This window comes from Salinispora pacifica DSM 45544 (assembly GCF_000378845.1).
Taxonomy (GTDB): Bacteria; Actinomycetota; Actinomycetes; order Mycobacteriales; family Micromonosporaceae; genus Micromonospora; species Micromonospora pacifica.
On the sequence record NZ_KB905359.1, the window covers coordinates 4,895,016 to 4,910,462 of the forward strand.

The 15,447-nt window shown below is 71.9% G+C and carries 11 protein-coding genes; all 11 read right to left on the minus strand.

Annotated elements, in window-relative coordinates:
- Positions 1–28: 28 nt before the first annotated feature.
- The 11 genes from SALPAC3_RS0122425 to SALPAC3_RS0122475 are packed head-to-tail and all read right to left on the minus strand — an operon-like array spanning position 29 to position 15,218.
- Complete coding sequence (locus SALPAC3_RS0122425; RefSeq protein ID WP_018223410.1) at positions 29–700, minus strand: VOC family protein; 672 nt, start codon at positions 698–700, stop codon at positions 29–31.
- Entirely contained in the window at positions 700–1,800 is a 1,101-nt protein-coding gene (locus SALPAC3_RS0122430; protein ID WP_018223411.1) for an NAD(P)/FAD-dependent oxidoreductase, read from the minus strand. The genes SALPAC3_RS0122425 and SALPAC3_RS0122430 overlap by 1 nt, the downstream gene beginning before the upstream one ends.
- Positions 1,775–2,851, minus strand: coding sequence for a hypothetical protein (locus SALPAC3_RS0122435; RefSeq protein ID WP_018223412.1), 1,077 nt, complete (start codon positions 2,849–2,851; stop codon positions 1,775–1,777). The genes SALPAC3_RS0122430 and SALPAC3_RS0122435 overlap by 26 nt, the downstream gene beginning before the upstream one ends.
- On the minus strand, positions 2,844–4,103 hold the full coding sequence (locus SALPAC3_RS0122440; RefSeq protein WP_018223413.1) for a metallopeptidase TldD-related protein: 1,260 nt from the start codon (positions 4,101–4,103) through the stop codon (positions 2,844–2,846). Before SALPAC3_RS0122440 ends, SALPAC3_RS0122435 begins: the two co-directional genes overlap by 8 nt.
- Positions 4,100–6,349: a lantibiotic dehydratase gene (locus SALPAC3_RS0122445; RefSeq protein ID WP_018223414.1), complete on the minus strand. Its 2,250-nt coding sequence runs from the start codon at positions 6,347–6,349 to the stop codon at positions 4,100–4,102. Before SALPAC3_RS0122445 ends, SALPAC3_RS0122440 begins: the two co-directional genes overlap by 4 nt.
- Positions 6,346–7,815, minus strand: a complete 1,470-nt coding sequence (locus SALPAC3_RS0122450; protein ID WP_026185822.1) for a hypothetical protein — start codon at positions 7,813–7,815, stop codon at positions 6,346–6,348. Before SALPAC3_RS0122450 ends, SALPAC3_RS0122445 begins: the two co-directional genes overlap by 4 nt.
- Positions 7,812–10,097, minus strand: coding sequence for a lantibiotic dehydratase (locus SALPAC3_RS0122455; protein WP_018223416.1), 2,286 nt, complete (start codon positions 10,095–10,097; stop codon positions 7,812–7,814). The genes SALPAC3_RS0122450 and SALPAC3_RS0122455 overlap by 4 nt, the downstream gene beginning before the upstream one ends.
- On the minus strand, positions 10,094–12,529 hold the full coding sequence (locus SALPAC3_RS0122460) for a lantibiotic dehydratase (protein WP_018223417.1): 2,436 nt from the start codon (positions 12,527–12,529) through the stop codon (positions 10,094–10,096). Before SALPAC3_RS0122460 ends, SALPAC3_RS0122455 begins: the two co-directional genes overlap by 4 nt.
- A gap of 2 nt (positions 12,530–12,531) precedes the next feature.
- The gene (locus SALPAC3_RS0122465) at positions 12,532–14,331 is read right to left on the minus strand and encodes a hypothetical protein (protein WP_018223418.1); all 1,800 of its coding nucleotides are present in this window, start codon (positions 14,329–14,331) and stop codon (positions 12,532–12,534) included.
- Entirely contained in the window at positions 14,319–14,579 is a 261-nt protein-coding gene (locus tag SALPAC3_RS0122470) for a lymphostin biosynthesis Trp-donating RiPP (protein ID WP_018223419.1), read from the minus strand. The genes SALPAC3_RS0122465 and SALPAC3_RS0122470 overlap by 13 nt, the downstream gene beginning before the upstream one ends.
- 18 nt (positions 14,580–14,597) lie before the next feature.
- The gene (locus SALPAC3_RS0122475; protein ID WP_018223420.1) at positions 14,598–15,218 is read right to left on the minus strand and encodes an NADPH-dependent FMN reductase; all 621 of its coding nucleotides are present in this window, start codon (positions 15,216–15,218) and stop codon (positions 14,598–14,600) included.
- Positions 15,219–15,447 lie beyond the last annotated feature (229 nt).

Here is a 15,447-nt window from a genome sequence, read left to right on the forward strand (position 1 = left end):
GGGCGGCCACGAGCGGCTCGGCTTCGGCTCATGGCAGTCGCACCACCGTGTCGCCCGCGCCGGTCTCCACCCGGACCGCGGTGATCTCGGGGCCCGCGTCATCGTGGATCGTCACCGCGAGCCCGGCCAGGCCGGGCCACCGTGCCGCCCAGTCCCGCTCCCGGGCCGGGCCGGTCGCCAGCCCCGCGAGTGCGGTCGGCCGCACCCGGTGCCCGGCTGCCCGCAGGTCACCCGCCACCCGATCCGCCCGGTCCGCGGGATTGCCGTAGCTCAGGAAGAACGGCAGCACTTGGCTGCGCCAGGACAGGTCGAACGCGGCCTCCGCCCACGGCACCCGCTGGCCGTCGGCGCGTACCGACTCGCCCCGCAGCAGGCCGGGGTCGGTGCCGGTGACCTGTTCCACCCGTTGCGCGGTGCCGGCGATGTCGTCGGTGAGTACCGCCCAGTTGAGGAAGGCCGGCCCGTCCGCGGTCCGTTCCAGGAAGTCCCGGCCGAAGTCGGTGCTACCCAGTTCCCGCTCGTCGTGGGTGACGAGAAGCTCCAGATACTGGACGTCGGGGGTGTCGAACGGGACGACCCAGCTCGCGGTGCCGTCCGGGTTGGGGCTGCCGTCGGTGATCCCAAAGCCGTGCCGCTCCCAGAGCAACTCCCGGAGCGGGGCGATCGTGCGGGCGCCGAGGATCACGTGGTCGATGCGCATCACGCGGTGCCTCCCTGCGCGTGCGTCGGGCACATGCGGTACGGCAGCGCGTCCCAGTCGTCGCCGAGCAGCCCGGCCGCCATCCCCTTCGCGGTGGTACGGGCCGAGAGCAGCCCGTGGCCGGCGTGTCCGGCCGAGATGAAGATCCGGTCCTGACCCGGCAGCGCCCCGGCCAACGGTCGACCGGTGTCGGAGACCGGTCGCAGTCCCGCCCGCAGCTCCAGCGGTACGGAGGCGGCGAGGCTGGGCATGGCGGCGGTGGCGAACCGCAGCAGCGCTCCGATGCCCTTCGTGGTGACGTGGTCGGCGAAGCCGGCGTCCTCCTCGGTGGCGCCGACGAGGATGTCGTCGCCGACCCCCGGGGCGAGGTAGTAGGCGGAGGAGAGGATGCTGGTCAGCTTCTCGTCGGTGCGCAACACCACCATCTGACCGCGTTGTGGCCGGATTCCGGTGGACTCGGCCAGGCCGGTGCCGGAACTCCACGCGCCGGCGGCGATCACCACCCGGTCGGCGTGCAGCGCCTCCTGGTCCATTCGAAGCACCACCCGGTGCCCGTCCTCGCGCACCTCGCGTACCTGGCACCCCTGTCGCCAGTCGACCCCCTGCTCTCGGCAGCGGCCGCGGACCGCGGCCAGATACCGTCGTCCGTCGATCATGAGTCCACCCTCGGCGTACAGGTAGTGTCGGCTGGTGGGGAGCTTCAAGCCGGTCGCGACAGCGGCGAGGTCGTCGCCGCTGACCTGCACCCCGGACCCCGCCTCCATCAACAGGTGGCCGTAGGTTTCGATGTCCTGCGGGCGCAGGGCGCGCAGAATCGGCCGCACCACGCTGAAGGTGCCGAACTCCGGCTCCAGGCGGGCCACGTCCGCGTCCAGGTCCAGCTTCGCGTTCCGCAGCCAGGAGTAGAACTCCTGGTCGTCCAGGTAGCGAAGGGAGGGCACCGCCACCCCGGCCGCGCGATGGGTCGCGTGTCCGGGCTCGGCACCGGCGTCCAGCACCAGGACCGAGGCGCCCTGGCTGCTCAACTCCTCCGCCAGGCACGCACCGACTATGCCGCCGCCGACGATGGCGACGTCAGGGGTTGACGGAAACGACTGCATGTCCGGCACCTTCCAGTTCGGCTGCGCTGGCGAGTACCAGCGAGCGGGTGGTCACGTCGCTGTCGCCGTAGACAGCCGTTCGGGGGCCCGTCAGGCCGTGGGCATGACGGAGTAGGTGGATGGGCTTGCCGTGCAGCACGACCACGAAGCTCTCCTCGGGGCGGTCCACCGGCCGGGCCACACAGTGGACCCGGATCGTGCCGTCGCCGTGGTAGCGCTGGAGCCCTTCGACACACCACTGCAGCTCGATGGCGTTCGGCGGGGTTAACGCATCAGGCCCGTCGAGCTCGAGCCGGACGATCGGAGGCGGGCCGCAGGCGGCAGCGTCGTGATCCCAGACCGCCCGGCCCGGCGGCACACCGTCGCGCCACCGCCCGGGGGGACAGATCCGGCCGGCGTCCACCAGCGTGCTGGCCTCGGCGGGATCACCGAGGTCGTCCCGGTCGTACCCGGCCGGCACCACGGGGAAATCCCGGATGGTCAGCGCGGGTAGCACCCGACGCCCGGCGAGTTGCGCCGCACTCCGCCGGCCCTTGCGCGAGGAGAGGGAGAATGCCGCGCCGGCCACGAGTACGGCCGTGGGCGCCGGGCGCAGGATGAGCGGGCGATCCCGCCAGCCCGCCGGCGGTTCGGCGGCTGGTGGGTGCGCCAGCACCGCCAGGTCCTGCCCGGCGACGGCCGACACCAACTCGGGCGGTGCGCCGGGGCCGGCGGTGCCGAGCACGACCGGCCCGGCCGCGGTCTCGACCCGGAGCAGCAGGTCGCTGCGGTGTGATACCGGCAGGTCGGTATCGGCTCGCCACTCGTGGATCGTGGCGACCGCGCTCTGCAGCCCGTCGAGGGCGCCGCCGATCCGGGCGGCGGCGTCGGTGAGCAGCAGCGCCACGTTCTTGGCTGCCGCGTCGGCGGCGGATCCGTCCACCCGAACCGATCCGAGTACCCGTCCGGAGGCGTCTCGGCGTAGCCGCACGAAGTCCAGCGACACGGTCAGCCGGGGGCCGGCGGAGGTGGGGGTGAGCAGCCCGGAGGCGCGCAGCCGAAGCTCAGGCATGACGCACCGCCCGGATCCCGACCGATCCGGCGGGGAGCCGGAGGCCCGCGTTGGCGAAGGACACCAGGACCGGATACTGGCCAAGCTTTCCGCAGCCGCCGGTGGCCCGGAGGTACCCGGCGACCTGGTGTGCGTACGGCCGTATGCGCGCCAGCGCCCGAGCGCCGTCGCCGACGATGCGGAGGGGGCCGAGCCGGGCGGTGGTGCCGTCGGCCCGGTGCAGTACGGAGATCGGCGCGTGGAAGACGAACGCGCCCGAGGCGATGTTCATCATCTCCAGCCGCAGCCCGCGGGGAGCGATCCAGTCCCCGGCCGGCTCCTCGACCTCGACGCCGGGCTCCAGTATCGCCGCGGTGTGCGTCATCCGGGGGATCGCCGGGTGACGGTAGTTCTGTCGCCGTCCGTGGCCGGTTCTGGTGGTGTTCAGGCGCTGGGCCAGGGCCAGATCGTTCATCGGCCGGCCAACCACGCCCCGGTCGATCAGCCGGCTGGTCACCGAGTCGGCTCCCTCGTCGTCGAAGGCGCTCCGGTAGCCGCCGCCGGCGAGATGGCCGCCGTCGAGGATGGACAGCCAGGGTGGGGCTACCCGGTGCCCGAGTTGCTGGCCCAGGTAGCTGGTGCCGGAAGCGACGACGTCGGCCTCCATCGGATGCCCGACGAGCTCGTGGAAGAACGCGCCGGCGAACCCCGGCAGCAGAACGAGGTCGGTGTTCACGGGTAGCTCCTCGGCCAGTGGCAGACCGAGCCGGCCGCGCATCTGGGTGGCCGTCTGCCGCGCCGCCAGCGCCAGGGTGCCGGGATCGTCGGTCGGATCCCACCGAACCGACTGCGTGTGCCGGGTGCCGTCGTCGCCGGTCAGGGTGAGCAGCAGCGTCGCGACGAAGCGGTGGGTGGAGCGGACCTGTTCCGGGTCGCCGGCGGCGACGTGCTGCTCCGCGACGCCGAGCACGAGTTCGGCGCCGGTCTCGGCGGCGATTGCGGTGAGCAGGGCGCGATGCTGCGCCGTCACCTCGAACACCGGTCGGCCCTGGACCTCGCGCAGGGCGTCGGCGGCCGGCCCGGCCGGCCCGGCGTAGCCGGTCCCGAGCAGCGCGTCGCCGTCGGTGAAACGGTGTTCGGTGCAGCCGTCCCCGAGGTGCCGCTCCACACTCATCCCGCGGGCGGTGGAGCGTTGGGTCGGGAACGAGCCGTCCGGTCGGACGTCGACCCGCAGCCGTAGCGAGTGTTCGCTGAACCAGATCGTCGGCGTCATGCTGGCCCGCCTTCGCCGACGACCTGCATCCGCAGCTCGCTGGTGTAGCGCCGCCCTTCGGCGTCGCGGAGCCACAGCCCTTCGGGCCCTGGTGCCATCCGCTCCACGTCGATCTCGTCGCAGCCCCGGGTGATGTGGTTGACCAGGTCGGCGGCGAGTGGGGAGGCGAGATCGATCAGGTACGGCTTGCGTTCGTGGGCGCTGCGGCCGAAGAGGAACCGGACGTTGGTGTCGCGGGCCAACCGCCGCAGCCCGAGGAACCGGGTGTGCGGCTCCGCCGCCGCCAACGTCTGGGTCGGTACCCGCCAGCGGGCGCGCTGCAGGGTCACCGCCCCCAGTACGACCTCGGGCAGCGCACCGCCGGTGGCGGCGCGGAAGGTGGGGTGCAGGACCTGCGGATGTGACAGCGCGGCGATCGGCGCGTACTTGACGAAGTCGCTCAGCGGCACGTACGCGGTGACGGTGCGACCGTCCGGGTCCCGGAGGGTTACCGTGTCGGCGGTGATGGAGACCCGGAGGTCTTCGGGTTTGAGTAGGTCCGCCCGGCCCTCGTCGGTCCAGGAGAGCGGACGCATCGCGACCTCCCGGCCGGGGAACCGGTAGTAGCCCTTGTTCCGGCGGCCGAGGTCGAGGCCGACCAGGTCGTCAGCTTGTCGGGCGACCCACTCGGTGGCGGCCGCGCCGTACCGTCGCGGATCCGGATGCATGGTGGCGAGCCAGCTGTTGACCAGCAGGTGGTGGTGGGCGCGGGACAGCACCAGCGGTGCCTCGTCCAGCCCCGCCACGTCCGTCGCGGCCGGGCAGAGGTCGATGACGGCGTACCGCTCGCCGTCAAGGGCGTTGGCCCGGTCGATGAGCTGGGCCAGCTCGGACCGCCAGTCCTCACCCGGGTAGCTGGGCGCGTAGGTCGCCTGGTAGGTGCTGGTGGAGTCGGACTGATCCGCGGCGGCCTGGGTCGCGTATTCGAGGAGGTTCAGTTCGCGGTCCTGGCCGTTGCCGGCGAAGCTCTCGCGGACGGCCTCGGCGGCCGCGGTCTGGGTGGCGTGACCGTGCGTGACGCAGGCCTCCAGGAGCGGGGTGAGCTGCTCCTCCCAGCGCCGGATCAGATCGGCGCCGATGGTGAGGGCGAAGGGGGACGCGCACTCCTCGAAGAAGACCGCCCGGTCGGCGTAGGCGGCGCCCGCGCCCCGCCGGGCCGGTTTGCCGGTGATCTCGGTGAACCGGGCCTCCACCGCGGCGACGGTGGTGATCTTGCGGTCCAGTGGCTGTTCGCCCAGCTCCGTCAGGAGCGCGGCGAGATCGCCGAGCCGGGCGATCCATTGGTCGCGGGCGGGGGTGGCCGGCAGCGCGGCGAGTTGTTCGCGCAGCGTCGTGAGCGGGTCCAGGTCGTAGTCGCCGCCGCCGAGCCCGATGGTGAGGTGCTCGGTCGCCACCAGCTTCATCAGTGTCCGCACCACCTCGACGGCGGGTCGGCCCGAACGCTGGATCAGCTGCCGGACGGTCGTGCCACCCGGGAGCACCTGGGCCAGGATCGGCTCACCCGGGTCCGCGCCGCGGCCGGTGTGGTGGAAGCGGAGGTGCGGCAGGATCGCGGAGTCTCGGGCGATGGCCAACGCCAGGGCCCGGGCCGCCCAGTGGGAGAGAAACACCCGGCGGGTACGGGGAACGTCTCGGCGTAGCTGGGCGTCGTCTCCGCCGCCCACCGTGCCGTACGCCATCGGGCCGAAGAAGCTGACGGTTTCGTTCTTGGCGCAGAACCGTTGCACGTAGGTGTACATCTGTCGGCGTACCCGCCGCCAGCGTGAGTTCAGTGCACCCTGATACGCCAAGAAGGGTTGCAGCATGTTGCGGTAGACATCCGGGTTCGACAGGAAGACCGCCTCGGACACCTGGGACGTCGCCAGCACTTCCCGGAGTTCTTTGCCCACCTGCTCGTCCGCTGCCTGGTAGGCGCGGACGTACTGGGCCAGGGCCTCTCCCCAGGCATCGACCGCCGCCTGCCAGTCCGGCCCGGCGGTCCGGGGCAGCTGGTCGATCCGGCCGTGCAGCACGTCGGCCCGGATCCCGGTGGCTCGATCGCCGGTGAAGTGCGTCGAGACGCTGGCCAGGAGGACATCCTCCCGCCGAACCACCTCGTCGGCCAGCTCCAGCAGGTCACCGGGGGCGCCCAGCTCCTCCAGCCAGTCGAACGGCATTCCCGCGTGGCGCACGATGAACTCGCGGCCAATGCGCCAGTTTCTTGTCATTGTGGACTCCGGATTGCCCCGGCCCGGACCAGCTGACCGGACAGTTTTGTACGGACCGTGTCACTGAGGTGCTGCCAGACGGCAGCGTCGCCGCTCGCCAACCGCCGTACGACCGGCGTCAGCCTCGGGTGCAGCCGAAAGGCGCTACCCGTGCGCAGGTTCACCACGAAGGATCCGGGTCCGCGCCCATCTGGCCCGGCCCCGCTGGCCTCGACGACCGCGGCGGAGGGTTCCCACGCGGCGGGGGGCTGGCTTCCGGGCGCGAGCGCGCAGCAGGCGAGCCGACCCGGATACAGCTCGGTTTCGGCGCCGAACTCGGCGGTCAGGGCGCTGGTGATGCGCCGCCGGTCGGCGTCGTCGAGCGACCCCGGACCGTGAAAACGATCCCAGCGCGGGAGATCGTGCCGCGGTGCGTCCTGTCGGGTCAGCGGCACCCCACCCCACATCGTCGAGCTGCGTGGACCGCTTCGGCTGGTCAGCCGGAACGGGCTCAGACCCGCCAGCCGGGGTCCGGGCCCGGAGCGCAGCCGTCGGGCGGCGGTGGTGGTCGCGTCGGCATCCAGCCCGGGGGCGCCGACCAGTAGCTCGACGGCCAGCCGGTCGTCGCCGACGAGTCGGCGTACCGTCTCCAGGTCGGTGTCGACGCCACTCACCCCCGTCACCGCCGACCAGGCGGAGAAGCGGGCCACGGTCAGCGCCACCCCGCGGCAGTCCCGCCAGGCTCGGGCCGGCAGCAGCACGGCCTGCTCGGGGGCGAGCCAACCCGCCCAGGGCGGCCCGGGGCGCCACTGGTGGGCGTCGCGTACCCAGCGGATGTCTTCGCCCGCCGGGGCCCACTCTCGCCGCAGGCGCCAGGACGGGGTCCAGTCCTCGATCTCGGCGCCGGCGAATGGCGCGAGTGCGCGTAGCGCCTTCCGGTGTGCGGCGGCGAACCGTCCGCAGAGCGTGACCCGGTGCGGACCCAACGCCTTCGCCAGCGCGGCAGCGGCCGGAAGCTGCTGGTCGGTTTCGACCAGCAGGTGCACGCGAGCCCCCGGTGCCCAGGATCGGGCCCGGTCGGCCTCCGGCCCGAACAGGGCGGTACCGGTCGCGGCAGACACCACGTCGGCGCCCGACTCGGTGGTGCCGTGGACCAGCTCGACATCGTCTACGGCCAACCGGATCGTCGGATCCGCTTCGGCGGTCAGCCGCAGGGCCAGCCCCGTCGCCCGGAGTCGGCCCCAGTCGTAGCGCCCGCGGTCCAGGATCGTCGCGGCGCCCGCGGCGAAGAGCGCCTTGGTGGCCGTCTCGGCGGTGGTCACACCAGACGTCGGCCGCGCCGCGGACTCGGCCAACGTGCGCAGGCGCACCGGAGCGCAGAGCCGGTCGAGGAACTCGGCGTTGGCGTCGAAAAGCTCGTCGGCGGGCCCCAGGATCGGTTCGAGGCTCAGGTCGTACAGGGGCGGCAGGATCACCCGGCGCATCACTGTCCACCACCCCGCAGGTAGACGCAGCGCAGCTCCGAGGCGAACCGCAGCTCACCGTCGCGAAGCCAGGCGTCGGTCGGCGCGGGCAGGGCCTCGGTGATGGCGAGGTGGTCGGCGGTGGCCGCCAGCCGCGCCATCCCCTTCAACAGGTCGGGACTCGCGGTGTCGACATACACCGGCTTGCGTTCGGCGGGCGACTTGACGAAGAAGCGGTTCGGCAGGGCGCGTTCGGTGACCAACCGGGCGGCACCGAGCAGCAGGTCCAGGTCCCGCTGGCCGCGGAGCGACGTCTGTACCTCGGCGCTCGGCACCAGCCAGCGCCGCCGGGAGAAGACCGCGTTGCCCCAGCGCAGTCGGGGCAGGTACGGCAGCGGCGGGAGGACGGCACGCCGAATGCGGGGCAGCGCGAGCGCGGTGTGCACCGCGGTGTCGAGTTCGCCGTTGTGCAACAGCAGGCTCTGCCCGGGAAAGCTGGCGCCCCGAAGCACCACCTGCTCCCCGTCACTGTCAAGCCAGAGTTCGTCCAGACCGATCCGGTCTCGACCCGCGGTGGCGGAGCCGCCCAGTTCGAGTACGACGCCGGGGAACTCCAACGGCGGCAGCCCGGTCGTCCGCCGGGAGATCACGTTGACGGCTGTCTGGTCACCGAGGGCCCGCCGGACGGCGGCGTCGCGCTCGGCCAGCAGCGTCGCCGCTTCCGGATGAAACTGAAGGGCCCACGGGGTGAGTAGCGCCGCGTCGTGGATGTCACCGAGCACCAACGGAGTCGTACCCGGGTCGTAGTCGGCCAGGTCGGCCGTGCCGATCAGGACGTCGATGGAGCAGAGAACCGGTGCGGTGGGGGCGGGCACAGTGGGCAGCAGACCGGCGACGTCGAGCTCACTCGCCTCCGGTCCGGCTTCGCCGACGACGCGGGCCAGCTCCGTGCTGAGCTGGCCGCCGTACTCGATGGACATGTCCGCGCAGGCGCTCAGCGCTCGCAGCAGCGGAGTGCGGCCCGGGCCGAGCCGCCGCGCCACCGCCCGGTTGGTCTGTACCCGGGTCAGCTCCGCCTCATGCGCCAGCAGGTCCAGGACGGGGGCGGCCGCCGCCCGCAGGTCGTGAGCGAGCCGCCCCCGGAGCTCCAGTTGGGCAGTACCCACCGCGGCCTCGTGGATGATCACCCGGTCGTTGTAGAAACGGCTGCGGTTCGTCGGCCCGCCGGTGGGGAGCAGGGACTCCACCTCGGCCTGAATGGCCAGCTTGCGCTCCGGCGAGGTCCAGGGGTAGCTGTCGAGTAGGTCGAGCACCTTGACCAGCAGCGACCGGACGGCCGCCGCGCGGCTGGCGGTCTCGGCGCCGGCCTCGTCGATCCGCTCCAGGGTCCAGCGCAACGGATCCACCGTCGTCGCCGGCGGGCACCAGGAGTGCGTCAGCACCCCCTTGGCCACGGCCGTGCGGAACAGCCCCACCGTACGGGTCACCTCGGCGCCACCGGCCGCGGCGAGCTCAGCGATCGTGCGGTCGCCGTCCACCGCCCGGATCAACCCGGCCGCCGGGTCGTCTCGGCGCGGCGGGCGTGCCGTGGTCTTGCGGATGGGCACCAGGTGCGTCACCAACGAGTCATCGTCGATGATCATCGTCTGGACGGCGTCGTTGACCCGGGCGGCACAGTGCGCCTGGCGAACCCGGATCTCCCGGTGGCCCGCCCAGGACAGCGTCGTCGCCGCGTCCGAGTCGGCGTCCACCCGGCCGTAGTTGATCGGCCCGAAGAAGCTCATCGTCTCGCTCTTCGCGGCCAGCCGCTGCGCGTACGCGGCGAGCTGGCGGCGGATCCTGCCCCCGGTCGCCCCCCGGACCAGATCCCGGTGGACGGCGGGGGAGGAGCAGACGATGGCATCGTTGATCCGTGCGTCGGTACGGATCTCCGCGAGCGCGGCATTGACCGTCGCCGCGTCCGCCGCGACGGTCGGCTCCAGCTGGTCCCGGGTCCGCGTCGCCTGCTCGGCGATCTCGTTCCACTCGGCGAGCCAGTCGCCGTCGAAGATGTCCGACGGGGGTAGCGGGCGGACGTTGCGTAGCTTGCTCTGCTGGCCTCGGGTGAGGCGAGCCGACGCTCGCATTCGGGCGGCTACCTCGGCAGCCCTTCGTTCCAGGGCGGCCAACTCGCCGAGCAACGCTGCGGTCTGTCGATAGGTCAGGGACTCGATCAGTTGCCAGGGGAAGCCGGCGCTGCGCAGCACGAGGACCGGCAGCAGCTCCCAGCTGGGGTCGGCCGGGCCGGCGCTGGTGGGGACGGTCACGACGAAGCCCTTCTCATAGCGATCCGGAACTCGGCGGTCACGGGTCTGTCGCCGTGGCGTAGCCACAGGGCCTCTGGCGCGGGCCGCATCTCGGCCAGCGAGACCTTCCCGTCGCCGGCCAGGGTCAACGCCAGCAGCGCGTCCACGGCCAGCGGATTGTCGAGGTCAACCCCGACCGGCTTGGGCTCGTGTGCCGCCGAGACGAAGCAGAAGCGGGGAAGCCCGTGCCGGGCGCGTAGGGACTGCACCGCGAGGAACGCGGTGGCGGCGTCCCGGACCTCGGCGACGCCAAGGTCAGCGGCGCTGAACCACCAGCGGGCCCGCTGCACGATGACCTCCCCGACGCGAATTCGGGGTGCGAAGTCGCCGAATCGGACCAGGGGCAGGGCCACGCCCGGTGCGGCGAAGGCCCGGAGGTGGACGTGGTCGTCCTCGCCGGCGTAGAGGGTCAGTTCACCGTCGGGCGCGTGCAGCCGCGGCACCCCGTTGACCAGTACGGCGGTCAGGTCGGCGAGCGCCACGGTGCGCTTCCGGTCGTCGGTGGCGACGGAGGTGACCTCGACGAAGCGTCCCGGAAACCAGTCGGCGACCAGACCCTTGTGCCGCCGTCGACGGATGACCGTGGCGAGCTGGTCGGGGCCGCCCCACGGCTCGAGCCCCGCGGTGAAGTCGGCCAGCATCCGCTCCTGGTCGTCGCAGAAGAGCCCCTGCGAACCCCAGGCGAAGACGTAGGGGTGCAGCTCGCCCAGGACCAGCAGGTCGGTTCCGTCCGGCTGCCGCTCCAGCATGAGGTCCGGGCTGACGAACCGGTCCCGGCCCGGGCTGGGCGCCAGGGGCGCCAGGGCGGCGGTGGACAACCGGGCCTCCTGCCCGCGCAGGGCGGTGCGTACCAGCTCGGTGTAGGTCTGGGTGAACTTCCGTACCGGGTCGGCGAGCGCCGTCAGCTCCCCGGCCTCAACCGCTGGTAGCACCCGGCGGATCAGCTCGTCATAGGGCAACGAACCGGTCTCCGTCTCGCTGACGACCCTCGCGCACAACTCTGCGGCGACCTGCTGCTGGAGCTCGCCGTATCGGGCCGCGACATCCAGCACCGGGGTGAGCTGCTCCTCCCAGCGTCGGGCGATGTCGCCGCCGACCACCACCGGAGACTGGTCGCCCTTGGCGTCCAGCGACACCACCAACCGGTCGGCGTACATCTGCCCGCCGGCCCGGCGGGCGTCGGTCGCCGTCAGCGCCGAGAAACCCGCCTCCACCTCGGCGAGCACGGCCGCCCGCTGGTGGTGTCCGGCGGCGGCTGCGTACCGGTCCGCCAGGGCGGCGAGTTCGCGCAGCCGGGCCGGCCACTCGGTGCCGGCGGCATACTCCTGCGCGAAGCCCACCAGCCAGTCCAGCGGACGGGCGGTGGTGGACGGCGGCTCGGGCCACAGCCGGACGGCGCCGATCTGCCGCAGCCGATCCAGGACCACCCGTGCCTCGGCGACCTCCATCCCGGCGAGGTCCGCGAGGTCCCGTACCGAACGGTGGTCGTTGACGTCGTGAACGAGTCGCCAGTGGGCGCCGGAGAGCCGGATCCGCCGCCCGGCACTGGTCTGCACGGTGCCGGTTCCGGCTTCGGCCTCCGCTCGCCGACGGTAGGCCGGCACCCAGGTCACTGGCAGTTGGTCGCGGACGGCAGGATCGGCGCCGAGGTTGCGGGCCAGCTCGCACACGGCCCAGAACGCGGTCTGCGCCTCCGTCGTGTGGACCCCCGACCCGGTCTCGGGGCCCAACCCGATCCCTGCGGCCGTGTGGTCGATCCGTCCGTGTACCAGCGGACCGAAGAAACTTGTCGTCTCGTTCTTCGCGGCCAGGCGCTGGCCGTAGAGGTAGGCGCGGCGGTAGAAGGCGCGGTCCTTGGCCCGGTTCCGGTTCGCACCGGCACTCCGGGTGGCCCACCCCTGCCGCCAGCGTAGGACCTCGCCGTAGAACGAGGGTGAGAGCTGAAGCAACGCGTCGCAGACCCGGTCGTTGGCCAGCAGCGCGTGCACCCGGTCCGGTCGGCGCAACGCCTCCTGGGCGAGGACGTCGGTCAGCCGTTGGCCCGCCTGCTCCAGTTCGGCCTGCGCCGTGTCGTAGGCCGCCGCCGCTGGAACCAGCGCGGGGTCCAGCTGTTCGGGGTTCACCGACAGGCCGCGTCCCGCCCGGCTGCGGGCCCGGGACAGCGCCCGAAGTCGCGACCGGTCCGACTGCCGATCGGTCTGGGCGACCGCCCGGGCGATGCCCTCGATCAAATTGGTACGGCACAGCCCGAACTGTTTCGCCGCCGTGCGGTACTCCGCGGCGCCTGCTCGCGTCGGTTCGTCGGCCAGGGCGGTCAACAGGTCGATGCCGAAGCCCGCCCGACGGAGGAGCAGCCGGGGGTAGAGCTGCCAGGGGGTTGGTTGCTCAGTCATCGTCAGTCCTGAAAGTTGATCAGGTCGAAGGGACGGTTGAGCTTCGTGCGGGGCTTCGGCAGGAGTTCGGCGAGCTCCGCTGAGCCGGATACCGCCTTCGCGAGGGCCGTCGCCTCGACCGGACGGGTCAGGCTCAGTTCCGCATTCGCCACGGTGGCCGGGATATCCGCGCCGGCCCCACCGGTCATCACCTGTCCGGCCTGGGCGAGAGCGATCCGGTAGGGGTCGCCGAGCCGTCGCGCGTCCTGCTCGGCCAGCTCGTATTCCGCGACGGCGGCCTCGCGGTGACCCGCCGTGGCGTGCAGCATGCCCAGCTCGAGGCGGACCTCGGTCTGGTGGAAGATGTCATTGAGTCCGGCGGCGTTGGTGAGGGTCGTGTCGATCTCCTTGACAGCGGCTTCCCGATCACCGACCAGCAGCCGCAGCCCGGCGCTGCGATACGAGTGGTGCTTGGCGAAGCCCGCGGTCGAGGAGCCGGTGGCTTGCCGGAACTTGTCCCAGGTCGCCAGCGCGGACGAATACTTGCCGGCCTTCTCCTGCAACACACTGATGTTGGAGTACAGATTGATGCGCAGGTGAGCGGAGCTGGCATCGTTCAGGCCGGCGAGGCAGGCAAGCGCCTTCTTCTCATGCTCGAACGCCGGGCCGAGTCGTCGCTCGGCGAAGAGGGTCAGCCCGCGCAGGTTGTGCAGCCAGCCCCGTTCCCGCCGGACGCTGTCGGCCTCGTTCGGGCGTTCCCGGACAACCTCGAATCCCTGCTCGACCTCGGCCACCGCCTCGCCCAGGCGGCCCTTGCGCTTGGAGAGGGTGAGGGCGGTGTACAGGTGGGACTGGGCGCGGATCTCCGGCGAGAGGCCGTCGTCGTGCTCGCGAATGGCGCGGAAGGCGGTGACAGCCGCGTCCTGGTCCCCGCGGAAGCCGGCCTGGATGCCGATTACCTTGAGGAGGAAGCCACGGATATCAGCGGTGCTGCGCAGGATTGTGGTTTCGAACTCGATGGCGTGGACCAGACTGTCCTCGCGTTCCGCCTTGGCCAGCAGCTCGGAAAGGGCCGGCGTGGGGACCCCGGGCAGGAGCTCGATCGCCTCGGTGGCGACGAGCGCCATCCCTTCCCAGTTCGCGGAGAAGAAGGCCCGTCGGCAGTAGGCCATGGCGGCGGCGACCCGGTCGACGGCGGAGCTGTGCTGGTCGCGTGCCCGCTGGTAGAGCTTGCCCTCCTCGGAGGCGGACGCCACCGCGGTGGCCGCAACCGACGGTAGGTCCAGCACGAGATCCTCGACAGTGATGGGCAGGTCCATGCGACGGAGGCAGCGAGCCCGCTCGGCGCGATAGTCGGCGTGCGGTCCGAGCGGCGCCCGGACCGACTCCGGTCGATCCAGCAGGAGTGCCGCGCCGGGGTGGACCCGTGAGTGCTCAACGGCCCGCATCAGCCCGCGCAGGGACGACAGGTCGGTGCCGCCGGCGCCGCTGACGAGCAGTGGACGACCCAACTCCGCGGTGCCGGCGCAGAGCGCGGCGGCAGCGACCGAGAGGACTCGGTACACCTGCTCGCTCTCCCGGTGCAGTCGCCGCTCGGAGGCGGCGAGTGCGATCTCGCCGAGTGGCAGTGGGTTGTCCTGTGGCTTGTCGTCGGGGGCCAGCTCCGCCCACTCGGCGGCGTGGCGGTGGGGTAGCTCGCCAAAGCTGGCACCTGCCGCGCGGAGCGCGGCGATACATTCACGCAGCCCGACATAGGAGCTGGCGGGGCCGGTGTTGATATCCACCCGAACGGCGGCACCGGCGGCCACGGTCACCGGCGCCACTGGATCGCCTCATTCGACGCGAGGGCGAGCGGTGCGATCTTGTTTTCCACCTCGTCCAGGTCGAAGTCGACGTTGTCCAGGTCGTCGAGCCCCTCGACGTCGGGATCGATCGGCTGGGCGCTGGTCTGCTGGCTGTCGACGGATACGGCTGCCGCCGGGGAAGCCGCCAGCGGGGGGCTGCCGACGGTGCCGTCGGCTACGTCCGCGGTTGCGGCGGAGCGGTTGTTGTTCAACATGTCGTACTCCACTTCGGGTCGGGCTGGAAGTCAGGCGGTGGTGGCTCGGGCGAGGGCGAACTCGACGACCTGCTCTCCCATCAGGGACAGCTGGGAAGAGATGTGCGCATCGCTGCTGGCGCCGTCGGCGGCGAACGTGACGTGCTCCGTGTTGACCGCGACGCCGAGCGGCGTCGGCCAACCCCGGAGCGCGTGTACCACGGCGCGGAGGCTGGTGAGGGTGGTGGCGGCCTGGGATCCGCGAGCGGTGACCAGACAGCCGACGGCCCGACCGTGTAGGTAGGGGCGGGGCGCGTCCCCCAGGTCCTCGATGTAGTCGAGGGCATTCTTGACCAGGCCGGAGATACCTCCGTGGTACGCCGGCGTTCCGATCACGATCCCGTCGGCCAGGCGTACGGCGTTGATGAACTGTCGGGCTGCCGCCGTCCGCCGGCTTTCGCCGGGCAGGTAGAGCGGCAGCTGTAGCTCGGTGGCACCGAGTAGGTGCGTACGGGCTCCGGCCTGCTCGGCGGCGGACAACGCGGCCCGGACCGCCTGTTCGGTGGAGGACCCGGGGCGCATGGTGCCGCCGATGCCGACGATGAGGGGACCGGTGCGGCTTCGGACCCTGCTCGTGCAATTGCTGGTGTTGGTTAGCTGGAGCACCTTCACACCTCTCCTTCGTCGCGCGTGGACTCGAAGCTGCGAGCTGTCCGGCGCGATGGGATGTGTTTCGTTCGTCGTCCCCGTGCGGTTCCCCCATAAGAGAGGGTCCGGGGCGTGTCTGATGCATGCGGTCCATGTCGCGAAGGCGACGTATCAGATCGGCGCCTGACTACTCGCTCCGTTGTGGAGTGACGGAGGGTGTTCGCGGGAGGTTAGCTGGGTAGTCGACGGCGTG